The following is a 23380-nucleotide window of genomic DNA, read 5'->3' on the forward strand; positions in this document are numbered from 1 at the left end:
CATCCTTCCAACCCTGGCGATACGCTGCAGGGGTGACCCCGTCGGGGCGCCCGGAGGAGTCTCCTCCGCCACATCCGTCGCCAGGAATGCCGTTGCTCGACACGTACCGCCGGATCCTCGTGATTCCGGGAGCGCCGGCCTTCAGCTCGGCAGCACTCGTCGCCCGGCTCCCGATCTCGATGCTCGGTCTCGGCCTCGTGCTGCTCGTCTCCGAGCAGACCGGCTCGTACGGCGAGGCGGGCGCCATCTCCGCGGCCGCGCTGATCGCGAACGCCGTCGGGGCCCCGCTCCAGGGCCGGCTGACCGACCGCTTCGGCCAGCACCGGGTGCTTCCCGCAACGGCCGCGCTGTTCGGGCTGGGCCTGGCGCTCGGCCTCCTCGCGGTCGACCAGAACGCTCCGACTCCCGTCCCTCACCTGTGCGCGGCGCTCGCCGGACTGGCGCTCCCCCAGGCCGGGTCGATGGTCCGTGCCCGGTGGACACACAACGCCGAGCCGTCGATGATCCCCACGGCCTTCGCCCTGGAGGCCGTGCTCGACGAGGTCGTCTTCATCGTCGGTCCCGTCGTGGTCACCTTCCTCGCGACCATGGTCAACCCGTACGTCGGCCTCATCGTCGCCGGCGTCGCGGGCATCAGCGGCTCGCTCGCCCTCGCCGTGCAGCGACGCACGGAACCGCCCTCTGGCCGTGCTCGCCAGCACGAGAGCCGGCGGGGCGCCATGCCCATCGCACTCCTCGCACCGCTGGTCGGCGCAGGCGTCGGCTTCGGGATCCTGTTCGGAGCCGCCGAGGTCGTGACGGTCGCGGTGGCCGAGGATGCCGGCCACAAGCAGCTCGCCGGAGTCCTGCTCGCGGTCTGGGCGGCAGGCAGCCTCATCGCCGGCTTCCTGGTGGGCGCGCGCCCGCCGGCCGTGACCCCGCTCCGCCAGCTGCGGATCACTGCCGCCGTGCTCACGCTCAGCATCGTCCCCCTCCTCCTGACGACCTCGCTCCCCCTGGTGGCCGCCGCGCTGTTCGTCTCCGGGTTCGCGATCGCACCGAGCATGGTGGCGGCGACCAGGCTCGTCGAGCAGGGCGTCCCTAAGGAGCGACTCACCGAGGGCATCGCATGGTTCACGACCGGCCTGGCGACGGGCGTCGCACCCGGCGCCGCCGTGTCGGGGTGGGTCGTCGACAACGCCGCCCCCTCCTGGGGCTACGCCGTCTGCCTCGGAGCGGGCGTGCTGGCGATGGCCGGATCGTGGGTCATCCGTGGCTCGCGTGCAGTTCAGTAGCCGTCCATGCCCGGCGGGAGCGGGGCGTGCCAGCCCCGGCGTAGGGCGATCATCCGGTAGCCGAAGGCCAGCAGCGCTCCAGGGACGAGGACCCACACGCCGGCCAGCTCCCACTCGATCGCGGCGACGGCCACTGAGGCGCCCAGCAGCGCCGGGAAGGCGTACAGCTCCTCACGCAGCACCACGGGGACGCGTCCCGCGAGAAGGTCACGGATCACGCCGCCACCGATGGCCGTGACCATGCCCATCAGCGCGGCCGCAACCGGCTCGAGGCCGAACTCGAGCGCCTTGGCGGCGCCGGTCACGCAGAACAGCCCCATCCCGGCGGCGTCGAAGACCGCGATCTTCCGCTCGACCCGACCGAGCACGGGATGGAACCGGAACGCGACCAGCCCGGCGAGCACCGGGACCATCAGATAGCGCCAGTCCATGAGCGCAGCCGGCGGCGTCGCGTCGATGAGGACGTCGCGCAGGAACCCGCCCCCCAGCCCGGTCGCACCCGCGAGCACGAGCACCCCGAAGATGTCGAGCGGCTTGCGGACCGCGACGAGAGCGCCGGACAGGGCGAACGCGGCGATGCCGACGAGGTCGGCGGCGACGAGCGCATGGGAGAGCACAGGACGAAACTAGCGCCGCGAGAGGGGTCCGAACGATCACCCTCGGCGCGCTTGCTTGGATTGAGGCCGACGGCACCCGAGACTGGGGCTGGTACGAGGCACGATGACGAAGGGGACGAGGATGCGAGACCTCACCGTGGTGGGGCTGAGCGAGGACCAGAGGTACGTGGTCCTGCGAGGCCCGGTCGGTGAGCTGTTCCGCGTCCCGGCCGACGACCGTCTGCGCGCCACCCTCAGGAACGACCGGGCACGACTCGGCCAGTTGGAGATAGCGATGGACAGTGCACTGCGTCCGCGAGACATCCAGGCTCGGATCCGCCGTGGGGAGTCGCCGGAGGAGGTGGCAGAGGCAGCCAAGCTCCCGGTGGAACGCATCATGGGCTACGCCCACCCGGTGCTCGCCGAGCGCGAGCACATGGCTGAGCGTGCCCGCGGGGCGACCGTGCGCCGCAAGCACGCCCAGTCGAACGCCCTGACGTTGGGCGAGTCCGTCGACACCACGCTGCGCAGCCGCGGCGTCGATCCTCAGACCGCCGATTGGGACTCGTGGCGTCGTGACGACGCTCGGTGGACCGTCTGTGTCCGGGCCGGTGCGGTGTCTGCCGACTACGTGTTCGACCCCGCCGGACGCTACACGTTCGCCGCGGACGAGGCCGCACGCGAGCTGGTCGGCGACGTGCCGGATGCATCGGACTCCTCGGAGATGGCGATCGCCGACGCCGTGTCGCGGCCGGTCGACGTCGTCGAGCTCGACTCCGACCCCCGGGTCACCTCGCTGCGTCATGCGCGCGCACGACGCGCCGCCCAGGCGAGCGAACGCACCGAGGAGCAGCCCACCCTCAACGACCTGCCCAGCGTGACGGAGCCGGAGCCGACGCTCGAGCTGGACGAACCCGCCGAGGCCGCCACCATGTCCGCTCCCCCAGCGGCGCCGCCCGAGCCCGATGCCGCCCCGCGCGAGCGCGACGGCTCAGGTGATCCCCGCCCTGCCCGCCAGAGCGCGGCGGCATCCGACGAGACCGACCCGTCCGACATGATCGACGCGTCCGAGGACGACGCCGACGCCGACGTGGACGGAGCCGACGAGCAGCCGCGCAAGCGCGCGCCACGGCGACGCGAGCGGCGTCGGGTCCCGTCGTGGGACGAGATCATGTTCGGCGACAAGGGCTGACTGTCTGCCTCTGGACATACGAAAGGAGCCCCGTACCGCAGTGCGGTTCGGGGCTCCTTCGTACGGGCCGACTCAGCCGGTGACGTCGATCGTCACGGAGCCTCGGCAGATCTGGACCACCGACATCTCCTGGCCCGCAGCGGGGATCGTGGTGCCGACCGTCACCGAGATCGACCGCACCGCGCCCGGGGCGTCACCCTCGCTCAGCGTCACGATCGCCGACGCGGTGTCGACGTCGACGTCGATCGACCCGACGCCCGCGTTGACGTTCTCCGCGATCACCGTGCTGGCGCCCTGGACGACGACCGTGCCGCCGTCAGCGTCGCCGAGGCACCCCGACTGCTGGTCGTCCGCTCCGCCGCAGCCCGTGATCAGCCCCGCCGTGAACATCACCGCCAACGCCGCCGTCACCCGACGTGCCCTCACCTGCGCCCTCCTTCGATGCAACTCGGTCCCGTGTCTCTTCAGTCCTTGAGCGGACGCCCCTCGGCGTCCGTCTTCCATCCGTTGGCACCGACGAGGTAGAGGATCCCCTCGACGAATCCCCAGATCGCCCCGAGGCCGCACGTGAGGATCGTCACGACGATCTGGACGACACCGATGGTGGTGTAGCCGAGATAGAAGCGGTGGATGCCGAATCCGCCGAGGAAGATGCCGAGAAGCCCGGCGACGAGCTTGCTCTTGGCCTGCGGATCGACGTAGCCGTAGCCCGGTGCACCGTACGCGCCGTAGGGCTGCTGGCCGTACGGGGGCTGCTGATCGTAGGGCTGCTGACCGTACGGGGGCTGCTGGCCGTAGGCGGGCTGACCGTACGGCTGCTGCTGGCCGTAGCCGGGCTGCGGCGCGTACGGGTCCTGGCCGTACGGAGGCACCTGCGGCGGCTGCGGCGCATAGGGATCCTGGCCGTAGACCGGCTGGTCGGTGGGCGCCTGCGCGTCCGTACCGGGGTAGCCCCAGCTCGCGTCGGCGGGCTGCTGCGGCTGGTCGCTCTGCGGCGCGCCTGCCTCCGGCTCACCCTCGGGGCGGTCGTCGTCCGGCGCTCCCGGGGCCGATGAGTCGCTCACTCGTCACTCCTTCGTCGTGGCTCCCCACACCCTAGCGGTCGCCTGGGCGGTGGCCCTCGGTCTACCGTGGACAGGGACCCGACAACCAGGAGATCCCTATGACGACCGACCAGGACATCCTTACGACGATCTCCTCGCTGGTGGCGGAGGAGAAGTCCCTACGAGAGCGCAGAGAGCGCGGCGAGGCCGACCCAGAGGCCGAGCTCGCCCGGCTCCGGCAGGTCGAGACCAGCCTCGACCAGTGCTGGGACCTGCTGCGTCAGCGACGTGCCAAGGAAGAGTTCGGCGAGGATCCCGGCCACGCAGCCGTACGCCCCGCCGATGAGGTCGAGGGCTACTTGAGCTGACGTCAGTCGGTCTCGCCGAGCCCGAACGCCCGGACGGCGTTGTCGCGGCTCACGGCCCGGGTGAGGCGATCGGACGTGGCCCTGTCGATCTCGTCACGCACGACGAGGTCGTGCAGCACCGTTCCGAGCCCACGACGGAAGAGCACGGCCGCGAGGTAGTGGTGCTCGGCGAGGCCGTACCCGTCCGAGCTGTAGACGAGTCTCCCGAACGGCGCGGCCAGCAGCACCTCCGCGACGACGCGCGCTGACAGGTCGCCGCCTGCACGCATCACCCGCCCGATGTCGAGATGGACGTGTGCGTACGACCGCGCGAGGACGGCGGCGATCTCGTGGTGCGGGTACGAGTTGATGAGGATGACCGGGGCGCCGAGGGACTCGGTCGCCTCCAGGAAAGGGCGCAACGCCAGAGGGTCGCCGAAGATCGGTCGCCCCGGTGCCAGCACGTGTCCGAGTGGAACCTGGAGCGGCAGGCCCGCCTCCAGCGCCGCGAACGCGAGCCACGTGTGCCACCGCGGGTCGTCCGCCCGTTCCTCGGGTTCGGTGGTGCCGACGAGGTCGCCGAGCGAGGAGTCCGCCAGCGGGCGAGCGCCCAGCATGGGCCCGTTGGCGGCTCCCCCGACGGACGGAGAGCGGACGCCCGCGAGAGTGACGGCGGCGACGGCGTCCGTACGAGACAGCTCGGACCGTACGGCATCGGCGAGAGCGGGAGGGTCGACCTGCGCCAGCAGACCGGCGGCGAGGTCCTCCAGGCGGACGACGCGGTGCCCCCGCGCGTCGGCGGCCGTGAGCGTCGCCTCAAGATCGGTGCCCTCCGGCTCGTCGAGCACGAGGTCGCCGACGCCCGCGCGCGACAGCAGCCTGCGGTTGACCTCGGCGGCACCGAGCTCGCGACGTCGGGCGAGATAGGCGTCCAGAGCGGCGTGCGCGTCGAGGTCCAGCACGGGCGCGCACCAACGGCGCAGCGCCACCGTGGACATGGACTCCAGAGCCTGACCGGCACCCATCAGTCCGGCGAACGCCTCGTCGGTGAGATCACCGGTCAGCACCGGATGGCAGTGGGCGTCGACGAGCCGGGGCCAGTCGTCGGGCACGGGGCTCCGCCAACGGTCGGGCATCGAACCACCTCCCGGACGAGCCGCGGTGTGCCCGAGCGTACGCGCCGTCGCGGCTCATTGTCGCTGGACGGTGCACCTCAGGGTGCCGTACTAGCCTGGCCGGATGAGCCGGCTCGCGCGGTCCGATCGTCACGCCATCCTCGTGGACGCGGGATACCTGCTCGCGTCGTCCGCGCAGATCCTCGTCGGGACCTCCCTGCGCCGCGCCATCGCGGTGAGCTGGGAGCGCCTGGTCACCGGCATCAAGGTGTCCGCCGCCGACCACACCGACACCCGTCTTCTCCGTGTCTTCTGGTACGACGCCGCGAACGCGCTGGGCACCCGCACGCTCTCCGAGGAGCACAACCTCGTCTCGCTCCTGCCCGACGTGAAGCTGCGGCTGGGTCGCGTCAACAACGAGGGCGCCCAGAAGGGCGTCGACACCCGCATCGCCCTCGATCTCGTCAACCTCGCGCTCCAGGGTGCGGTCTCGGAGATCTTCCTGGTCTCTGGCGACGACGACCTGACCGAGGCCGTGGACATGGCGCAGGACTACGGAGTACGGGTCACGCTGTTCAACGTGCCCAACGACGAGTCACGCATCGGCGTCCACGCGACGGCGATGAACCTCGCACGCGTCGCGGACGATCGTCTCCGGATCCCGCTCGAGACCATCCGCGCCGCGATCACGCCGTCGCCGCGCCAGCGCGCTGAGCCCGTGCCGGTGCCGGACCCCGTCGCGGAGGTGGTCACTGAGGAGGAGGCTCCCGCTCCGCCGCGACTGAGGATCCCGACGCCCTCCGACGTCGCCCGCCTGCACCCCGCGCCGACCACCTCGGCTACGCCCTCCCCGCAGCCCGCGGTCTCGCTCGCGTGGAGCAGCTCGACCGCGCACTCCGGTGGCGGACCGGGAGCCGATCCCGACGCCGACCTCCGAGCGGTGATCCCCGAGGTGGTCCGCACGGTGGTGCGCAACTGGCTGGACTCCGCCACGCAGGCCGACGTCCGCGCACTCGTCGCGACCCGGCCGACGATCCCCGGCGACATCGACTCGACGCTCCTCAACGACCTGGTCGCCCACAGCGACGACCGCTACCGGGTGCTGCAGACCGAGACGCGGTGGCAGCTTCGTGAGGCGTTCTGGGCCGAGGTTGACCAGCACGTGTGAGCGGCTCGGCGGCCGTCGGAGCGAGAATCACCCGCCGCGCGTCGAAACATCGGCGAAGGCCCTCTGCTCGCGTAGGGTCACAGGGTGGCCGTACGACGACTGCTGTTCGCCTCCGTGACGCTCCTCCTGACGGCGGGGCTGGTGATGACGGGGCTGTCCGCTCCCGCTCAGGCTGCCTCGGGTCAGGTCTCGTCGCGCAGCGCGACGCTCTTCAAGAACTGCTTCAGCCATCCGTTCCGGTACGCACTCAGCGGCGTCGGCACGGGGTGGACGCTGACGGTCGATCTCGTGACGGCCGGCGGCCGCCGCGTCGACCGCGCGGTGGTCCCGGCGAGCGCGGGCGCCTCGGGCACCGGCGCATTCCGGCTGTGCGCCGGGACAGTGCGACCGGGCGCATACACCGTGCGCTCACGTGTGACGTGGCCAGCCGACGCCGCGCGTGCGCCGCTCGCGCTGCCGACCACCGGCTTGACGCTGATCCGGCCCCGGTCGACGACGGCACTGGGCCTCTCAACCCGCCGCCCCAAGCTCCGCAAGCACCTCAAGATCACCACGACCGTGCGGGTCGCGCGTCCGTACGGCCTCTTCACGGCGCAGGGCATCCGGGTCAAGGCGCAGGTCCGGCACAAGGGCCGCTGGCGCACGCTCGGCAAGGTGCGCGTCACGAACGCCGCGGGCATCGCGAGCTGGCGTGTCCGCTGGCGCTACGCGAAGCCCAAGAAGGTCCGCGTCGTCACGCGTCGCAGCATCTATCAGGCATCATCGACGTCGCGGGTCGTCCTGGTCCGCAGCAAGGCCCCGAAGCCGAAGCGCTGACCTACTGCGGCGAGGACGCCGTCGCGCGGCGTCAGGCTCGGACATCCACCGCACCAGCTGCCAGATCAACCCGTTGTCGTCGGCGAACTGACAGAACCGCTCGCCCCACGGCTCGGTCTCCGGCGGTGTCACGACACGGGCGCCGAGCGCGGCGATCCGCGCGAACTCGGCGTCGAGGTCGTTCACGACGAACACCAGCAGCGTGCCCTGACCGGCGGCGCCGGCGATCGCCTCGGGCTTGAACGTGGCCAGGCCCGTGCGCAAGAACACCAGGTTCAGACCCACATCAGGATGCTCGAGCGGCTGCCTTCGACCCCGCACGGCAGGCGGGCGAGCTCGCCCGCGTCCTCGACGGGCTCGCGAGCCTGTCGGACTGAGGCCGAAGCTGCCAGTCCTGCTGCTCAGACCTCGGCGCTGACCTTCGCCAGGACCTGCGCGAAGGTCGCCGGCTCCTGCGCTCCTGAGACCCCGTAGCGCCCCTCGATGACGAAGAACGGCACGCTGCTGATCCCGTACGCGCGTGCTTGAGCGAGGTCGGCGTCGACCGCAGCGGCGTACGTTCCTTCGTCGAGCGCGCGAAGCACCCCGTCACGGTCGAGCCCGACCTCGGCGGCGAGGTCGGCCAGCACGTCGTCGTGACCGAGGTGGGCGCCCTCCTCGAAGTACGCCGTGAACAGCCGCTCGACCAGGGCCATCTGGAGGTCCTCGGCCTTCGCGAGGTGGAGCACCTGGTGCGCCTTGAGCGTCCTGGTCTGCTGGATGGCGTCGAAGTCGTACGCGAGCCCCTCCTGCGTGCCGAGGTCCGTGATCCGACCGACCATCTGCCGGACCTGCGCCTCGCCCATGCCCTTGTGCTGCACGAGGAAGTCGACTGTCGACCCCGCAAAGTCGACCGGCGTGTCGGGCGAGAGCTCGTACGAGTGGAACTCCAGCGTGACCTCGCGGTCGCCTCCCTCCGCGCGGTACTGCTTCACGCCCTCCTCGAGTCGGCGCTTCCCGAGGAAGCACCACGGACAGGCAAGGTCGGACCACACGTCGATCTTCAGGGGACGGCTCATGCCGGGGGCAACGGTTCCCACGGCACCGTGATTCCCGCTCAGGGGTTCGCTTCTGGCGGGTCCTCGTCGGGGTCGCGCTTGTCGGGCTCGCGCGTGTGGGGCTCGCGCTCGGCCGGCTCGGTCGAGATGACGAAGTCGGCCCCGTGCTGCTCGATCCCGGACTCGACAGCCTCCTGGACGAGCTCGGCGGCGATGTCGCCACGGACGGTGAGGGCATCGCTGCGCAGGTCGACCCACAGCGCGTACGTGATCAGCACCATGATGACGGCGAACGGCAACGAGGTGACGACCGTGATGCTCTGCAGACCGTCCAACGCGTTCCGGCCGCCGAGGATCAGCATGATCGCCGCGACCGAGCCGGTGGCGACACCCCAGAAGACGACGACCCCCCTGCCGGGCTCGACGGCCCCGTGCTGCGAGAGGCTGCCCATCACGATCGACGCGGCGTCCGCCCCGGACACGAAGAAGATCGCGACCAGGACCATGACAAGCACGGACGTGACCGTGGCCAGCGGGAACTGGTCGAGCAGCTGGAAGAGCGTGAAGTCGCTCTCGACGGCGCCATCGCTGTTGGTCAGGGCCCCGGTGACATCCTGCTCGTGGATGCCGGCCGCCCCGAAGATCGAGAACCAGACCAGGCTGATGAGCGTCGGGACCAGGAGGACGCCGGTGACGAACTGGCGGATCGTGCGCCCCTTGCTGATCCGGGCGATGAAGAGCCCGACGAACGGCGTCCAGGAGATCCACCACGCCCAGTAGAAGATCGTCCACCTGGCCAGCCAGTCCTCCATCGCCACCCCGCCGGCGGCATCTGTCCGCGAGGCCATCTCAGCCATGTCGCCGAGGTAGGCACCGATCGTCTCGGGCACCACGTTGAGGATCAGGAGCGTCGGGCCGACGACGAACACGAACACCGCCAGCGACACGGCAAGCACCATGTTGGTGTTGGCCAGCCACTGGATGCCGCGCTCGATGCCGGAGACGGCCGACGCCACGAAGGCGACGGTGAGCACGGCGATGATGCCGACCAGCACGGGCTCCCCCACCGGCCCCGTCCAGTCGAGGAACTCCATGCCCGCGCCGATCTGGAGCGCACCGAGCCCGAGCGAGACGGCCGACCCGAAGAGTGTGGCAAAGATCGCGAGGATGTCGATGACCTTGCCTGCCGGGCCTTCCGAGCGGGCCCCGAGCAACGGGCGGAAGACCGAGGACACGAGCTGGGACCGCGAGCGCCGGAACGTGCCGTACGCGATCGCGAGGCCGACCACCGCATAGATCGCCCACGGATGCAGTCCCCAGTGGAACATCGTGGTCGCCATGGCGGTCCGCATCGCCTCGGCCGTCTCTGGGGTGGCGGTGCCCGGTGGCGGCGACACGTAGTGCGACAGCGGCTCGGCGACCCCGAAGAACATCAGACCGATGCCCATACCGGCGCTGAACATCATCGCGATCCACGAGACCGTCTTGAACTCCGGCTGGGAGTCGTCGGCGCCGAGCGGGATGCGCCCGTAGCGCGACGCGGCGAGCCAGATGACGTACACGACGAAGTAGCTGGCAACGAGGACGTAGAACCAGCCGGTGTTGCGGATGACCCAGTTCTGCGACTCGTTGGCGACCGTGCTCAGCGAGTCCGTGCCGACCGCTCCCCACACCACGAAGGCGATCGCGATAACGGAGGTGACTCCGAAGACCACCCTGTCGACCGGCTTCTCCTGACCGGTCCCGAGGGGCCTCGTACGGCGGCCGCGCAGGGCGTTGTCGGACCACGAGCTCAGCCGGGGTCGCCTCGTGCGGCGTCCTGCGCGACCCTCACGTCGGCGCGGCTGTCGGCTGGTCATGAGCACTCCGTCCCGCCGACCCTCACGAGGTTCGACTTCGCTCACCGATCATTCGCGCGGCGCTCGGTGGACGCCACTCGAACCAGCCCCGAACCGCGTGTCGCAGCTCGGCGCGAGCACCCACCGACCTGCTAGGGTTCTGGAAGAAGTTGTTCGGTTCAGCGCAGGTGAAACTCCGCGCCTTCGGTTCGACCGTTGGCGCGTTTGTCTTACCTGCGTCGGGCACACCACCACGAACGTGTGGCGGTGGAACAACATGCACGGGGGTCGGCAACGGCCGGCTCCACAGTTCGACGAAAGAGCAAGAAATGTCGCAAGGCACCGTGAAGTGGTTCAACGACGAGAAGGGCTTCGGCTTCATCGCGCAAGACGGTGGCGGTGACGACGTGTTCGTCCACTACACCGCAATCACTGGGAACGGCTTCCGCACGCTGGCCGAGAACCAGCGCGTCGAGTTCGACGTCACCCAGGGCCAGAAGGGCCCGCAGGCGGAGAACGTTCGCGCCATCTGAGAAGTCGTCTCTCCACGAGACTTCTGACGAGGGCCCCGACACCGGATGGTGTCGGGGCCCTCGCTCGTGTCGACCTCTTGCGCGCTCCGTACCCCCGCAGCGGAGCGAGCAGGACGTCGACCAGATCGCCCGAGAACTGGTCCCCGGGCCACGTCCGCGACCAGATGGTGCGGGACGTACAGCCATCCCAGCCACCCTCCGCGCGCGTGGCAAGGGTTGCAGCGGGGTTGCAACTGTTGTCGGCAGACCTTGCCCACGACACGGACAAAGGTTGTGTCAAAGGCTGGGCTCTGCTTCCTCCAGGCCGTACGGTGGGGTCTGCGAGGAGGGCACGGCGACCCGGGGGGTGAGGATGACCGCTCCGCGTACTGAGGCTTCGACGTCGGGTATCGATCTTCGCAGCCTCTACCGCATCCGCTCTGACGTCCTCGCCGGACGCTCGCCCGAGCACGAGCCGCGCGCCCTCGTTCGTGCCTCATGGGACCGCACCAGGACGCTCGGGCTCACCCCGGACGGCACACCGCCGGAGCCGCCGGTCGCTGCCGCCGAGGTCGAGGCCGAACGCGCGGCCAGCGCGCTGCGCCCGATGGTCGACCAGCTCAGCGACCTCTTGCGCGGCGCGGTCAACTCCGCAGGCATGCTGCTCGCGATCACCTCTGCCGACGCCCGCATCCTGTGGCGGGCCGGCTCCGGTCCCCTGCGCCGCCACGCCGACGAGCTCGGGATGGTCCCCGGTGCGACCTGGGCCGAGGGCAACGTGGGGACCAACGCGATCGGGACCGCGCTCGTCGAGGGTGTTCCGGTCGGCATCCATGCTGCCGAGCACTACGCCGAGGACCACCTCCCGTGGTCGTGCGCGGCCGCGCCTGTGCGCGACCCCCTGACCGGCGACCAGATCGGCGTGGTCGACCTCAGCTATCGCAACCCCAGCGTCAACCCGCTCGCACTCCCCCACGTCGTGATGGCCGCACAGCTCGCCGAGGCTCAGCTGCGCCAGCGCTACCACGACAACGCCGACCGGCTCCGCACCTACGCCGCACCGATGCTCGCACGGCTCGGAGGCCCCGCGTTGGCCGTGACCCGCGACGGGATCTGCGCCGCCGCCGTCGGCACCGAGCCACCGCCACGGGTGGACCTCCCTCGCGAGATCGAGCCTGGGTCGCTCTGGCTGCCGACCCTCGGCAACGTCATCGCCGAGCCCGTGCCGGACGGGTGGCTCCTGCGGCTCGCCCACGACGGCTCCGACCACGAGCCGACGACCCGTGTCCGTCTCGACCTCACCCGCACCCCGGCGATCGTCGAGGTGACGGGGCCGAGCGGCTCCTGGAGCCATGCCCTCTCCCCCCGGCACTCCGAGATCCTTCTGTCGCTGGTGCGCAACCCCGACGGCCGCTCGGCGTCCGAGCTCGCCAACGATCTCTTCGGCAACGCCGCCCGTACAGTGACCGTACGGGCCGAGATGTCGAGGCTGCGGCGGACCCTGGGCGGTGTCCTCGGGGCGATGCCATACCGGGTCAGCGAAGCCGTCGACATCGAGGTCGAGCTGCCGGACGACCCTGCGGCGCTCATCCCGGGCTCTGCGGCCCCGATCGTGGTGAGCACCCGTGACGACCTCGCGGCCGAGCTCCGCGAGCGTGCCGAGTCGCCGCCCGCCGGCCGCCACCGCGCCTACTGACGCTCCTGGCCTTCAGCGCGTCAGCCGGTCGAGGAACGCGACCATCAGTGCCTCGCGCAGCGCAGGGGGCGCCACATCGAGGAGTGCGTTGACCGGGGCCATCCGTGCGGGCACGCCGACCGCACCGTCGTCGCCAGCCAGCCCCGCCAACGCCAGCAGGCCGTCGAACGCGGCGTCGTCCAGCGTCGCGGGATCGAGAGCCTGTGCCGCCGCCCGCAGCTGAGGGTCGATGACGACAGGACCGGTGGCCACGGCTTCGGTCACGGCATCACGCAGCGTGTTGAGGAACTCCGGGACAAGGTCGGCCGTCGCTGCCGAGACGGTCAGGTGCAAGGTCGGCGGGAGCTCGCCGTACGCCATCTGCGGCTGCACGAACCACCCGCGGTCGAGCATCGCGTCGCTGATCGTGAAGACGTCGCACGCCTCGTCGGTGCTCACGGCCACGAGAGTCGTGTCAGGTGCTGACGCCGACCGCAGGTGGGCGATCTCGGCGACACCCGCAGCGAGCGCGCGCGTGCCGTCGTAGGCGCGTCGGGCGAGGACGTGGTAGCCCTCGTCGCCCAGGTAGGAGACGACCGCCCACGCCGCGGCGAGCGGGCCGCCGGACTTCGTCGACTGCATCGTCGCGTTGAGCATGGTGTAGCCGGGCCAGTCGGCGCTGGCGAAGAACTGGGGGCGCCGGAGCTGTGGGGTGCGGTGCAGCAGCAGCGAGACACCCTTGGGCGTGTAGGCGTACTTGTGGAGGTCCGCGGAGATGCTCGTGACGCCCTCGACCGCGAAGTCCCACGGGGTCGCGACCAGACCGTCGCGCTCGAGCCACGGCAGGACCCAGCCCCCGATGCAGGCGTCGACGTGGAAGCGGACGCCTCGCGCCGCCGCAGCAGACGCGATCTGAGGGATAGGGTCGACGACCCCGTGGGCGTACGAGGGCGCGCTCGCTGCGACGAGGACGACACGGTCGGCGTACGTCTCGAGTGCGGCGACCATCGATGCGGGGTCGGCCCGGAAGGTCTGCGGATCGACAGGGACGCTCACCCGCTCGACACCGAAGTAGTGCGCAGCCTTGTGGAACGCCGCGTGGATCGTCGTCGGGACCACCATCACCGGGCGTGCGACGTCGGGGTGTGCGTCGCGGGCGGTCTGCACGGCGAGGAGGATCGACTCCGTACCGCCCGACGTCACCGTGCCGACTGCGGTCGGCGGGGCGTGGAAGAGCGGTCGCGCGAAGGCGACGAGGTCGCGCTCCATCGCGAGCAGGCTCGGGAACGCGGTCGGGTCGAGACCGTTCGTCGCCCCGTAGGCCGCGAGCGCCTCTCTGCCGAGCGTGTCGGCCTCGGCGATGCCGGAGTCGTACACGTAGGCGAGCGTGCGTCCGCCATGGGTCGGGAGGTCGTCGGCACGCAGCGCGAGGAGGCGGCTCAGGACGTCGTCGACGGTGCGGTCAGTGGTCATGGGGTCGGCTCCTCGGGCGGGTGGTCTGGGGTGATGGCAGCGGTGGCGACCGTGTGGACACGGTCGTCGAGGGTGTAGCGGCGCAGCCACAGGAGGCTCAGTGCCACGAGGACAGCGGGCACGACGGAGAAGCCAATCGCGATGGCGGTCAGCGCCGAGTCGGGCTGCGCGACATCCTCACCGCCGCGCGAGGACACATAGCCGCCGAGGGACAGCACGAGGGCGTACAGGCCCGGCCCGAGCGCGAGGCCCAACGTCTCGCCCGCGGTCCAGACGCCGGTGAAGACGCCGATGCGGTTCTCGCCCGTGCGTGCGGCGTGCTCGGCCGCGACGTCGGGAACCATCGCCATCGGGAAGACCTGCGCACCGGCATAGCCGATCCCGACGAACGCGGCCGCGATGTACGCCGCCCACGCCGTCCCCGTCACGGCGACGAGCAGGCCGATCGACCCCACCACGAGGAATCCGGTCGCGAGGACGTAGCCGTGACGCTTGCCGCGGCGCGCGGCGACACGCTCCCAGAGCGGGGTGACGACGAGCGCGGGTCCGACGAACGCCACGAAGAGGAAGGTCGACGCCCCGCCACCGTCGAGCAGGTGAGAGGCGACGTAGGCGACGCCCGCGAGCATCGCCCCGACGCCGAGCGCCTGGAGGACGAACGTGATGAGGAGGTTGCGGAAATCCGTCGACTGTCCGACCAGGCGCAACTGCTCACGGAGACTGCCGGACGGGCTCGCCACCCCGTGATCGGGCGCACGACGGGTGCCGAGGTAGGCGCCGAGCACCCCCACGACGAGGATCAGCCCGATGTAGACACCCATCACGCGGTAGCCGGTGGCCTCGGAGGTCGCCTCGCCCACCGCGTCGACGACCATGGGAGCCGTCGCCCCCGACAACAAGATGGCGAGCGCCAGAACGATGACCCGCCACGTCATCAGTCTCGTACGCTCGTCGTAGTCGAGGGTCATCTCGGCGGGCATCGCGACGTACGGCACCTGGAAGAACGCGTAGGCGCTCGCGCACGCCAGGAACATCACGACCACCCAGGCGCCGGCGAGCCAGGTCGGCTCCGACGGCCCGGCGAAGATGAGCGCGAAGGTCACCGCGAGCAGGAGACCGGCACGCAGCAGGAACGGCCTGCGCCGCCCGCGTGGACTCGTCGACCTGTCGCTGATCCGGCCCGCCACCGGGTTGAGGAAGACGTCCCACGCCTTCGGCGCGAAGACCATGACGCCGGCGATCCCGGCTGCCACGCCCAGGGTGTCGGTGAGGTAGGGAAGGAGCAGCAGGCCGGGGACGGTGCCGAACGTGCCGGTCGCGACGGAGCCGAGCGCGTAGCCACGCCGGACCGACGGAGCGAGAGGCTCGGCCGCGGCGCCCGGCGGAGGTGTCGAGAGCATGCGACGTTTCTACCGCACGATCCAGGGCACGTGTCCAGGATCACGCACACCGCTCACGGTGCGAGGCCGACGCCCCACGCGCGCAGGTCGTCCGTCCGTGCGACCGCCCACCCGTTGCGCTCGATGCGGAGCCCGTCGGGCCGTGGCACTCCCACCCACGCGACCGGTGACGGCCGCCATCCGAGCACGACCCCCGACTCGACGGCGCTCGCACGCAGGTAGTCGGAGGCCTCGACGTCCTCGGGACGCTCACCCGACCAGGCGGAGACGGCGTCGACAGCCTCGAGCCGGCTCGCCACCTGCACGCGGAGCACGTCGCGTGCCTCGACCATCCAGGTGAGTCGGGAGCCGCTGGACCACGACTCGAGCAGGAGCACCGGGGACCCGTCATCGAGCAGCGCCCACGGGAAATGTCGCTGACCCCACAGGCTCCAGTAGGCCGACCCGCGTAGCCCTTCGGCCGTGTCTGGACCGTCTGCGACGTCGGCGCGACGACGGTGACGGCGGTGCTGGACAAGGACTGCGGACATGGTGGTCTCCTTCGGTCGACGACGAGACCTCGACGGTAGGGGCGTGGCGCCGGCGTGACGGGCGTCCTCCACAGGACGAGGTGGCGGCCACGACTTTCCCCAGGTCGCGCGACCGCGCGAGTCCTCCCTCGGCGGATCAGCCATTCCTGCCCTTGCTCTTCACCGCACGGTTTACGATCCAGGTGCACCCTCACCCCACAGGAGTACGGATGAGCGACGACGCGACCGCCCGTCCGCAACGGCGATCCTCGGCCCTGCTGAAGCGACGCCTCGTCGAGGATCAGCGTCGACAGCTCGACGCGATGCTCGACTGGGCGTTGACCGATCCCGGCGTCGAAGAGATGGCCGCGCAGATTGTCGGAGCGCGCCGGCGCTTCATCATCGGCGCCACGAAGTCGTTCGCGTACGCCTCGCTCCTCGCACTCGACCTCAGCGCGAGCCTCGCCAACGTCCACCTCGTCGACGGCACGATCATCCGGCCGATCGACGTGCTGAGCGACGTGCGCAGCTCCGACGTCATGGTCGCGTTCTCGATCCAGCGCTATCGCAAGTACACGATCGACATCGCCACCGCGTTCCAGGAGGCCGGCGGCCGGCTCCTCGTCATCACCGACGCACCCGACGCACCGCTGGCCGACGTCGGCGCGGACGTCGTGCTCGTCCCGCCGGCCGGGGTCTCGTACGACAGCTCCCCGCCGAGCCTGAGCCTGCTCATCGGCGTCATCGCGGCGCTGACCGCGGCGAGCGCCAAGGGTGCCGGCCGCCGCAGCGCGCAGCGCGACCACCTCGGCGAGATCCTCGATCTCTACGTCGACTGACGCCGTTCTTGGACGAGTGACCTAGATCACCACCTGAACCACGTCATAACGGACACGCCCCCTCGTCTCACATGTGTCACGGGGTCGGGATCAACGTGCCCCCCGCCGTAACCCCGACCCGATCCCGTGACCTCCAAGCGTCACGGGCCCAGGCTCCCCCTCCCGGGTCCGTGACACCCCTTGAGCCGCTCGCGCGCATCCCTCGGGCGCGAGCGGCTCAACCATGCCGGCGGGTCGCTCGCGCCTGGGAAACGTGGGAGTCCACACGCGCGCGGAGTACAGTCGAGTGCACCCCCGGCAGGACGGGGAGGTGTGCGCACATGCCGTGGTTCGTGTGGCTGGCCGTGGCCATCGGCCTGGCCGTCGCCGAATTCTTCACCCTGACCTTCGCCCTCGGCCTGCTCGCCGTCGCGGCGCTCGTCGCGGCCATCGTCGCGGGAGTGGACGGACCCCTGTCCATGCAGCTCCTCGCCTTCACCGTGACCGCAGCAGCCACCCTCCTGGTCGTACGCCCGGTCGCCCGGCGCCACCTGACTCAGCCGCCGCTGCTGCGCGACGGGAGCGAGGCGCTGGTCGGACGCACCGGCATCGTGACCCAGGAGGTCACCGCCTTGCACGGGCTGATCCGTCTCTCGGGCGAGGAGTGGTCGGCGCGCGCGTACGACTCGAGCGCCGTGATCCCCGCAGGGGAACGGGTGGACGTGATCGAGATCGACGGTGCGACCGCGATCGTGCACAGGTGGGAGACGTGATGGAGCTGGCGGTCCCGATCATCGTGGCGGCGGTCGTCGTCGCCTTCGCCGTGCTTTCGACCGTGCGCGTGGTGCCGCAAGCACGTCGCTTCAACGTCGAGCGCTTCGGGCGCTACCGGACCACGCTGCAGCCGGGCCTGAACTTCATCATCCCGGTCGCGGACCGGATCAACACCAAGCTCGACGTACGCGAGCAGGTGCTCTCGTCGCGGCCGCAGCCGGTGATCACCGAGGACAACCTCGTGGTCAACATCGACACCGTCCTCTATTACCAGATCACCGATCCCCGGGCAGCCGCGTACGAGGTGGCGAACTACCTCCAGGCGATCGACCAGCTCACGGTGACCACCTTGCGCAACGTCATCGGGTCGATGGACCTCGAGCGGACGCTCACGTCACGCGAGGAGATCAACACGCGACTGCGCAACGTCCTCGACGACGCGACAGGCAAGTGGGGGATCCGCGTCAACCGGGTCGAGATCAAGGCGATCGACCCGCCGTCGACGATCAAGGAGGCGATGGAGAAGCAGATGCGTGCCGAGCGTGACAAGCGGGCACTGATCCTCCATGCCGAGGGCGAGCGGCAGGCCAAGATCCTCACGGCAGAGGGCACGCGTCAGCAGGAGATCCTCGTCGCGCAGGGCGACCGGCAGGCCGCGATCCTGCGGGCCGACGGCGAAGCGACTGCGCTCGAGCGCGTCTTCCAGGCCGTGCACCAGAACGACGCCGATCCGAAGGTGCTGGCGTACAAGTACCTCGAGATGCTTCCGCAGCTCGCCGGCGGCGAGCACAACACGTTCTGGGTGATTCCCGGTGAGCTCACCCAGGCCGTACGGGCGGTGACGGAGGCGTTCGGCGGGACACCGCACGAGGAAGAGGCGGTCGCGGCGGTCGACGGCCGTCCGACACCAGGGCCGACGTCGACAGACCCGGCGGCGGCAGTAGAGCAGGCCGCGCGCCAGGCGCAGGACGCGGTGGCCGATGCACGCGCCGAGGTCGCCGCGGCCGAGAGGGACGCCGAGTAGTCAGCAGACGCGCTCGCCGGCGACCTTCTCGAGGAGCCGGACGAGATCGCGCTGCTCGTCTGCGGACAGGTGCTGCAGGAGTCCGCCAGCTCCGCTTGCGCGCAGCCGGCCGAGCCGCTCGAGGGTGGCGCGACCTGCCGGCGTGAGCGTGACGAGCGTCGCACGCCGGTCACGCGGGTCGGGACTGCGCACGACGTCGCCGGCACGCTCGGCCGCGTCGACCTTCGATGTCACGGACCGCGGGCTCACGCCGAGCGCCTCGGCCAGCTCGCCGGGACGCGCCTCGCCCCCCGCGCGCGCAAGTGCACGCAGCATGCGCATCTGGCCGGGCGCCACCGCCTGCTCGCCCATCTGGGCGTCGGCCTCGCATCGGACCGCACGCATCGCCGCGTGCAGCACAGAGAGGAACTCAGCCCCCGTCGGGCCTTCGGTCGCCATGGCCCCATCCTACCGTGAGCCTTAATGACTTTGTGTCTCCCAGATAGTGAACTAGACTCACCTCTGGTAGAGACCCGTACGGAACAGGAGGTCTCCCATGGAACTCGGTTCTCCCTCCGGAGCCCGCGGCGGTGGCCGCCGCTCCTTCACCCAAGACTCCTCGGTCGCGAAGCACACACTCCACCGAGACACGATGCGCCGCGTCCTCGCCTTCGCCAAACCCCAACGCGGCCAGCTCGCGATCTTCCTCGTCATCATCGCCATCGCCGCCGCCGCAGGCGCACTGACCCCGCTGCTCGTCCGCGACCTCATCGACGACGGCATCACCGGCGGCGACCGCGGACTGGTGGTCACCCTCGCTCTCGTCATCGCCGCCCTCGCCCTCGTCGGCGCCGTCCTCACGGTCCTCCAGACCTGGGTGTCCGCACGCATCGGAGAGCGTCTGATCTTCGACCTGCGGACCGCCGTCTTCGACCACGTCCAGCAGATGCCGCTCGCGTTCTTCTCTCGTGCCCGCACCGGCGCGCTGGTCCAGCGGCTCAACGGCGACGTCCTGGGTGCTCAGCAAGCCTTCACCTCGACACTCTCGAATGTCGTCAGCAACTCGCTCACGATCGTCTTCACGCTCGCGGCGATGATCACGATGTCGTGGCAGCTCACCCTCGTCTCTCTCGTCCTCCTGCCTGCCTTTGTCCTGCCCGCGCGCTGGGTCGGCCGCAAGCTCGCCGGGATCACCCGCGAGCGCTATGCGCTCAACGCCGACGTCGCGCAGATGATGAACGAGCGCTTCAATGTGGCGGGGGCGCACCTGGTCAAGGTGTACGGCCACCCGGCGGCCGAGTCCGCGGACTTCGCCGGCAAGGCCGGGCGCGTCCGCGACATCGGTGTCCGTGCTGCGGTGCTCGGCACGTACTTCCGGGCCGGGCTCACGGCCGTGGCCGCCGTCGGCACCGCGATCGTCTACGGCGCCGGCGGCCTGATGGCGATCGGAGGGTCCCTGACGGTCGGCATGGTCGTCGCACTCACGGCGTACCTCGGCCGCCTGTACGGCCCGATCACCGCGATGTCCAACGTCCAGGTCGACGTGATGACCGCCTTGGTCAGCTTCGAGCGCGTCCTCGAGGTGCTCGACCTCGAACCGATGGTCGCTGACGCCCCGGATGCGCACGACCTCGCCGACGACCTGGCGCGCAACGGCGCGACGCTCGAGCTCGACGGTGTCGCCTTCCGCTATCCCGCCGCGTCGGAGGTCTCGCTCGCGTCGCTCGAGGACGTGGCGACGCTGGGCAACGACCCGGTCACCGACACCCTGCACGACGTGAGCTTTGCCGTGCCCGCCGGTGCCACCGTCGCGCTCGTCGGTCACTCCGGTGCCGGCAAGACCACGATCTCTCAGCTCGCGACACGCATGTACGACCCCACGGCGGGTGCTGTCCGGATCGCGGGTGCCGACCTCCGCAACGTGACCCAGCGGTCGCTGCACGACGCGGTCGGTGTCGTGACCCAGGAGGCGCACCTCTTCCACGACACGATCGCGGCGAACCTCCGCTACGCCAAGCCGGACGCCACCGATGCCGAGCTCGAGACGGCGCTGCGCCGGGCCCACGTGTGGGAGCTCGTAGCGTCGCTCCCGAGCGGCCTCGAGACGGTCGTCGGCGACCGCGGCTACCGACTGTCCGGCGGGGAGCGTCAACGTCTCGCGATCGCCAGGATGCTGCTCAAGGAGCCCGCGTTCGTCGTCCTCGACGAGGCCACGGCCCACCTCGACTCCGAGTCGGAGGCGGCCGTCCAGGCTGCGCTCGACGAGGCGTTATCGCGCTGCACCTCGCTCGTCATCGCGCACCGCCTCTCGACGATCCGGAATGCCGACCTGATCCTCGTCCTCGATGGCGGACGAGTCGTCGAGAGCGGGACGCACGCCGAGCTTCTCGCGGGCGGTGGCACCTACGCCGACCTCTATCGGACCCAGTTCGCGAGCAGTGCCGACCGCACGGACGAGCCCTCGGCCGACCGCGCGATGGCGTGACGCACAAGGGCTGCGTTCCCCCTGGTGCCGCCGGACACCACGCGTCCTGATCAATTCCGTCGCACCCCACTTGCCCTCGACGCGCTGCGGGAGTGTGATCGACCCTAGAGAAACGACGGACGAGGTCGAGCGGGGTGGCGTCAATGGGCGCGAGGGGGACCGATGAGGGTCGCAGACGCGGCAGCGGTGCACCACCGCTGACGACGACCGACCCGAGTGACATCCGCAACATCGCCGTCGTCGGACCTTCGGGCTCGGGCAAGACGACGCTCGTCGAGGCACTGCTGGCAGCGTCCGGCACGATCTCTCGCGCAGGGTCCGTCGATGCGGGGACGAGCGTCGGCGACCACGACCCCGCGGCCGTGCGCCAGCACCGTACGGTCGGGCTCTCGGTCGCGCCGCTCGCGCACGAGGCGACGAAGGTCAACCTCGTCGACACGCCCGGGTACGCCGACTTCGTCGGTGAGCTGCGCGCGGGGATGCGCGCGGCCGACTCCGCGCTCTTCGTCGTCTCGGCGACCGAGGAAGTCGACGTCGCGACGCGCGCGGTGTGGGACGAGTGCGCGGCGGCCGGCATGCCTCGCGCGCTGGTCATCGCTCGGATCGATCACCAGCGCGCAGCCGTCGATGCGGCGCTGGCGAGCCTACGAGGGGACCTCGGCGAGGGCGTGCACCCGGTCTACGAGCTGGACCCTGACGGCCTGATCGGGCTCATCAGCCTCCGCCGTTCGGTCTACGCCGACGGGAAACGGACACTCGTCACGCCCGACGAGGCCGACCTCGACCGTGTACGACCCGACCGCGACTCGCTCATCGAGGCGGTGATCGCCGAGAGCGAGGACGAGGCGCTCATGGAGCGCTACCTCGCGGGCGAACCTGTCGAGGCCGACGTGCTCATCCGCGACCTCGAGACGGCCGTCACCCGCGGGACCCTCTTCCCGGTCTTCCTCGTCTCGTCGCTGACGGGGGTGGGCATCGCCGACCTCCTCGACGCGCTCCCCCGGGCGTTCCCGTCACCACGCGAGCGCCCGCTCCCGGTCGCCACCGACCCGCGCGGCCGCAACCACGCCCCGCTTGCGCCCGACCCGAGCGGGCCGTTCGCCGCGGAGGTCATCCATACAGAGGTCGACGCGTACGTCGGCCGCGTCTCGCTGCTGAGGGTGTTCTCCGGGACGCTCCGGCCGGACGACACCGTGCACGTCTCCGGCCACGGCATGGCAGACCGCGGGCACGAGGACCATGACGACGACGAACGCGTCGCGCACGTCTACTCACCGCTCGGGGGCACGCTCACCGAGGTGCCGTACGCGGTCGCCGGCGACATCTGCGCGATCACCAAGGCGGGCTCGGCAGAGACCGGGGACACGCTCTCCTCCCCCGACGACCCGCTGCTCATCCATCCGTGGCCGATGCCCGAGCCGATGCTGCCGATCGCGGTCGTCGCCAAGACCCGGCGGGACGAGGACACCCTGTCGCGCAACCTCGCCCGCCTCGTCGCCGCCGACCCGACGCTGCGCCTCGAGCGCAATGCGGAGACCGGCCAGCTCGTCCTGTGGTGCATGGGCGAGTCCCATGCAGACGTCGTGCTGTCGCGGCTGCGCGAGGGCGGTGCAGACGTCGAGACCGAGCCCGTACGGGTGGCGCTGCGCGAGACGTTCGCCGGACCTGCAAAGGGGCACGGACGGCATGTGAAGCAGTCCGGCGGGCACGGGCAGTACGCGGTCTGCGAGATCGAGGTGGAGCCGCTCCCCCGAGGGGGCGGCTTCTCGTTCGTCGACAAGGTGGTCGGCGGCGCCGTGCCGCGGCAGTTCATCCCCAGCGTCGAGAAGGGCGTACGCACACAGCTGGAGCGCGGCCTCGCCGAAGGGTGCCCCGTCGTCGACGTGCGCGTCACCCTCACCGGCGGCAAGTCGCACAGCGTGGACTCCTCGGACGCTGCCTTCCAGGCCGCAGGCGCGATGGCGCTCAAGGATGCCGCTGCGAGCGCGCGGGTGATCTTGCTGGAGCCGGTGGACGAGGTCGCCGTGGACGTCCCGGACCAGCACCTCGGCGCCATCCTCGAGGACCTCTCGTCACGCCGCGGACGTGTGCAGGCGACCGATGCCGGGTCGGAGAGTGGACGGAGCATCGTCCGGGCAGCGGTGCCTGCGACGGAGCTGCTCACGTACTCGGTCGACCTCCGGTCGCTCGCCTCCGGGGCGGCGTCGTTCACGCGGACGTTCGCGCAGTATGAGGTGCTGCCGGAGGGCGCACGGTCAGGAACGCGCCTACGCTGACGGTGCCCCGACGTCTCATCGAGGAGGAA

At 70.7% G+C, this 23380-nt stretch carries 23 protein-coding genes; 12 read left to right on the forward strand and 11 right to left on the reverse strand.

Annotated features, from left to right (window positions below; translation table 11 throughout):
- Nucleotides 1–92 precede the first annotated feature (92 nt).
- Nucleotides 93–1274 (forward strand): MFS transporter, encoded by a 1182-nt coding sequence (locus HCT63_RS08315; protein WP_167003110.1) that lies wholly within the window; start codon nt 93–95, stop codon nt 1272–1274.
- On the opposite strand, the gene HCT63_RS08320 is transcribed toward HCT63_RS08315, so the two are convergent.
- Nucleotides 1268–1891 carry a trimeric intracellular cation channel family protein gene (locus tag HCT63_RS08320; RefSeq protein WP_167003112.1) on the reverse strand — a complete coding sequence of 208 codons (624 nt, stop codon included), beginning with the start codon at nt 1889–1891 and terminating at the stop codon, nt 1268–1270. The two genes, HCT63_RS08315 and HCT63_RS08320, sit on opposite strands and share 7 nt — an antisense overlap.
- Nucleotides 1892–2012: 121 nt before the next feature.
- Here HCT63_RS08320 and sepH point away from each other — a divergent pair, with 121 nt between their 5' ends.
- Nucleotides 2013–3062: a septation protein SepH gene (sepH, locus tag HCT63_RS08325; RefSeq protein ID WP_167003114.1), complete on the forward strand. Its 1050-nt coding sequence runs from the start codon at nt 2013–2015 to the stop codon at nt 3060–3062.
- Nucleotides 3063–3134: 72 nt separating this feature from the next.
- Here the strand turns inward: sepH and HCT63_RS08330 are convergent, their stop codons facing one another.
- Together HCT63_RS08330 and HCT63_RS08335 are read right to left on the reverse strand one after the other, a co-directional pair.
- Nucleotides 3135–3488 (reverse strand): hypothetical protein, encoded by a 354-nt coding sequence (locus HCT63_RS08330; RefSeq protein WP_167003116.1) that lies wholly within the window; start codon nt 3486–3488, stop codon nt 3135–3137.
- A gap of 38 nt (nt 3489–3526) precedes the next feature.
- On the reverse strand, nt 3527–4126 hold the full coding sequence (locus HCT63_RS08335; RefSeq protein ID WP_167003118.1) for a TM2 domain-containing protein: 600 nt from the start codon (nt 4124–4126) through the stop codon (nt 3527–3529).
- 98 nt (nt 4127–4224) lie between these two features.
- Between HCT63_RS08335 and HCT63_RS08340 the strand changes: the two genes are divergently transcribed.
- Nucleotides 4225–4473 carry a DUF2630 family protein gene (locus tag HCT63_RS08340; RefSeq protein ID WP_167003120.1) on the forward strand — a complete coding sequence of 83 codons (249 nt, stop codon included), beginning with the start codon at nt 4225–4227 and terminating at the stop codon, nt 4471–4473.
- A 2-nt stretch (nt 4474–4475) separates the two neighbouring features.
- Here HCT63_RS08340 and HCT63_RS08345 read toward each other — a convergent pair whose 3' ends face one another.
- Nucleotides 4476–5588 carry an amidohydrolase gene (locus HCT63_RS08345; protein WP_167003122.1) on the reverse strand — a complete coding sequence of 371 codons (1113 nt, stop codon included), beginning with the start codon at nt 5586–5588 and terminating at the stop codon, nt 4476–4478.
- A 103-nt stretch (nt 5589–5691) separates the two neighbouring features.
- Here HCT63_RS08345 and HCT63_RS08350 point away from each other — a divergent pair, with 103 nt between their 5' ends.
- Nucleotides 5692–6735 carry an NYN domain-containing protein gene (locus HCT63_RS08350; RefSeq protein ID WP_167003124.1) on the forward strand — a complete coding sequence of 348 codons (1044 nt, stop codon included), beginning with the start codon at nt 5692–5694 and terminating at the stop codon, nt 6733–6735.
- Between the two features lie 84 nt (nt 6736–6819).
- Complete coding sequence (locus HCT63_RS08355; protein WP_167003126.1) at nt 6820–7551, forward strand: hypothetical protein; 732 nt, start codon at nt 6820–6822, stop codon at nt 7549–7551.
- Here the strand turns inward: HCT63_RS08355 and HCT63_RS08360 are convergent.
- The 3 genes from HCT63_RS08360 to HCT63_RS08370 all read right to left on the reverse strand — a co-directional run bounded on the left by HCT63_RS08360 (nt 7495) and on the right by HCT63_RS08370 (nt 10447).
- Nucleotides 7495–7836 carry a VOC family protein gene (locus tag HCT63_RS08360; protein ID WP_208322344.1) on the reverse strand — a complete coding sequence of 114 codons (342 nt, stop codon included), beginning with the start codon at nt 7834–7836 and terminating at the stop codon, nt 7495–7497. The genes HCT63_RS08355 and HCT63_RS08360 overlap by 57 nt on opposite strands.
- A gap of 116 nt (nt 7837–7952) precedes the next feature.
- The gene (locus HCT63_RS08365; protein WP_167003128.1) at nt 7953–8609 is read right to left on the reverse strand and encodes a DsbA family oxidoreductase; all 657 of its coding nucleotides are present in this window, start codon (nt 8607–8609) and stop codon (nt 7953–7955) included.
- Nucleotides 8610–8647: 38 nt separating this feature from the next.
- A complete protein-coding gene (locus HCT63_RS08370) occupies nt 8648–10447 on the reverse strand; it encodes a BCCT family transporter (protein WP_167003130.1) in 1800 nt (599 codons plus the stop codon).
- A 308-nt stretch (nt 10448–10755) separates the two neighbouring features.
- Here HCT63_RS08370 and HCT63_RS08375 point away from each other — a divergent pair, with 308 nt between their 5' ends.
- Together HCT63_RS08375 and HCT63_RS08380 are read left to right on the forward strand one after the other, a co-directional pair.
- Nucleotides 10756–10959, forward strand: coding sequence for a cold-shock protein (locus HCT63_RS08375; RefSeq protein WP_139105401.1), 204 nt, complete (start codon nt 10756–10758; stop codon nt 10957–10959).
- A gap of 352 nt (nt 10960–11311) precedes the next feature.
- Nucleotides 11312–12634 carry a helix-turn-helix domain-containing protein gene (locus HCT63_RS08380; RefSeq protein ID WP_167003132.1) on the forward strand — a complete coding sequence of 441 codons (1323 nt, stop codon included), beginning with the start codon at nt 11312–11314 and terminating at the stop codon, nt 12632–12634.
- A 12-nt stretch (nt 12635–12646) separates the two neighbouring features.
- Here the strand turns inward: HCT63_RS08380 and HCT63_RS08385 are convergent, their stop codons facing one another.
- The 3 genes from HCT63_RS08385 to HCT63_RS08395 are packed head-to-tail and all read right to left on the reverse strand — an operon-like array spanning nt 12647 to nt 16016.
- Complete coding sequence (locus HCT63_RS08385) at nt 12647–14086, reverse strand: aminotransferase class V-fold PLP-dependent enzyme (protein ID WP_167003134.1); 1440 nt, start codon at nt 14084–14086, stop codon at nt 12647–12649.
- Nucleotides 14083–15486 carry an MFS transporter gene (locus HCT63_RS08390; RefSeq protein WP_167003136.1) on the reverse strand — a complete coding sequence of 468 codons (1404 nt, stop codon included), beginning with the start codon at nt 15484–15486 and terminating at the stop codon, nt 14083–14085. Before HCT63_RS08390 ends, HCT63_RS08385 begins: the two co-directional genes overlap by 4 nt.
- A gap of 53 nt (nt 15487–15539) precedes the next feature.
- Nucleotides 15540–16016 carry a hypothetical protein gene (locus HCT63_RS08395; protein ID WP_167003138.1) on the reverse strand — a complete coding sequence of 159 codons (477 nt, stop codon included), beginning with the start codon at nt 16014–16016 and terminating at the stop codon, nt 15540–15542.
- 209 nt (nt 16017–16225) lie between these two features.
- Between HCT63_RS08395 and HCT63_RS08400 the strand changes: the two genes are divergently transcribed.
- The 3 genes from HCT63_RS08400 (at nt 16226) to HCT63_RS08410 (ending at nt 18611) form a co-directional block, all read left to right on the forward strand.
- Nucleotides 16226–16834, forward strand: coding sequence for an SIS domain-containing protein (locus tag HCT63_RS08400; protein WP_167003140.1), 609 nt, complete (start codon nt 16226–16228; stop codon nt 16832–16834).
- A gap of 320 nt (nt 16835–17154) precedes the next feature.
- Nucleotides 17155–17586 (forward strand): NfeD family protein, encoded by a 432-nt coding sequence (locus HCT63_RS08405; RefSeq protein WP_167003142.1) that lies wholly within the window; start codon nt 17155–17157, stop codon nt 17584–17586.
- Nucleotides 17574–18611 carry an SPFH domain-containing protein gene (locus HCT63_RS08410; protein ID WP_243842950.1) on the forward strand — a complete coding sequence of 346 codons (1038 nt, stop codon included), beginning with the start codon at nt 17574–17576 and terminating at the stop codon, nt 18609–18611. The genes HCT63_RS08405 and HCT63_RS08410 overlap by 13 nt, the downstream gene beginning before the upstream one ends.
- Here the strand turns inward: HCT63_RS08410 and HCT63_RS08415 are convergent, their stop codons facing one another.
- Nucleotides 18612–19049, reverse strand: a complete 438-nt coding sequence (locus HCT63_RS08415) for a MarR family transcriptional regulator (RefSeq protein WP_167003144.1) — start codon at nt 19047–19049, stop codon at nt 18612–18614.
- A 97-nt stretch (nt 19050–19146) separates the two neighbouring features.
- On the opposite strand from HCT63_RS08415, the gene HCT63_RS08420 reads away from it, so the two are divergent.
- Both HCT63_RS08420 and HCT63_RS08425 read left to right on the forward strand, forming a co-directional pair.
- Nucleotides 19147–21075, forward strand: a complete 1929-nt coding sequence (locus HCT63_RS08420) for an ABC transporter ATP-binding protein (protein WP_167003146.1) — start codon at nt 19147–19149, stop codon at nt 21073–21075.
- A 143-nt stretch (nt 21076–21218) separates the two neighbouring features.
- Entirely contained in the window at nt 21219–23351 is a 2133-nt protein-coding gene (locus HCT63_RS08425) for an elongation factor G-like protein EF-G2 (RefSeq protein WP_167003148.1), read from the forward strand.
- Nucleotides 23352–23380: the final 29 nt, after the last annotated feature.

Source organism: Mumia sp. ZJ430 (genome assembly GCF_011751845.1).
Lineage (GTDB): Bacteria > Actinomycetota > Actinomycetes > Propionibacteriales > Nocardioidaceae > Mumia.

Excerpts from the sequence above, each read along its gene's own strand:
- sepH (WP_167003114.1), top strand. The coding sequence starts at position 2,013 with ATGCGAGACCTCACCGTGGTGGGGCTGAGCGAGGACCAGAGGTACGTG.
- HCT63_RS08340 (WP_167003120.1), top strand. The coding sequence starts at position 4,225 with ATGACGACCGACCAGGACATCCTTACGACGATCTCCTCGCTGGTGGCG.
- HCT63_RS08345 (WP_167003122.1), bottom strand. The coding sequence starts at position 5,588 with ATGCCCGACCGTTGGCGGAGCCCCGTGCCCGACGACTGGCCCCGGCTC.
- HCT63_RS08350 (WP_167003124.1), top strand. The coding sequence starts at position 5,692 with ATGAGCCGGCTCGCGCGGTCCGATCGTCACGCCATCCTCGTGGACGCG.
- HCT63_RS08365 (WP_167003128.1), bottom strand. The coding sequence starts at position 8,609 with ATGAGCCGTCCCCTGAAGATCGACGTGTGGTCCGACCTTGCCTGTCCG.
- HCT63_RS08370 (WP_167003130.1), bottom strand. The coding sequence starts at position 10,447 with ATGACCAGCCGACAGCCGCGCCGACGTGAGGGTCGCGCAGGACGCCGC.
- HCT63_RS08375 (WP_139105401.1), top strand. The coding sequence starts at position 10,756 with ATGTCGCAAGGCACCGTGAAGTGGTTCAACGACGAGAAGGGCTTCGGC.
- HCT63_RS08380 (WP_167003132.1), top strand. The coding sequence starts at position 11,312 with ATGACCGCTCCGCGTACTGAGGCTTCGACGTCGGGTATCGATCTTCGC.
- HCT63_RS08385 (WP_167003134.1), bottom strand. The coding sequence starts at position 14,086 with ATGACCACTGACCGCACCGTCGACGACGTCCTGAGCCGCCTCCTCGCG.
- HCT63_RS08390 (WP_167003136.1), bottom strand. The coding sequence starts at position 15,486 with ATGCTCTCGACACCTCCGCCGGGCGCCGCGGCCGAGCCTCTCGCTCCG.
- HCT63_RS08395 (WP_167003138.1), bottom strand. The coding sequence starts at position 16,016 with ATGTCCGCAGTCCTTGTCCAGCACCGCCGTCACCGTCGTCGCGCCGAC.
- HCT63_RS08400 (WP_167003140.1), top strand. The coding sequence starts at position 16,226 with ATGAGCGACGACGCGACCGCCCGTCCGCAACGGCGATCCTCGGCCCTG.
- HCT63_RS08405 (WP_167003142.1), top strand. The coding sequence starts at position 17,155 with ATGCCGTGGTTCGTGTGGCTGGCCGTGGCCATCGGCCTGGCCGTCGCC.
- HCT63_RS08415 (WP_167003144.1), bottom strand. The coding sequence starts at position 19,049 with ATGGCGACCGAAGGCCCGACGGGGGCTGAGTTCCTCTCTGTGCTGCAC.
- HCT63_RS08420 (WP_167003146.1), top strand. The coding sequence starts at position 19,147 with ATGGAACTCGGTTCTCCCTCCGGAGCCCGCGGCGGTGGCCGCCGCTCC.
- HCT63_RS08425 (WP_167003148.1), top strand. The coding sequence starts at position 21,219 with ATGGGCGCGAGGGGGACCGATGAGGGTCGCAGACGCGGCAGCGGTGCA.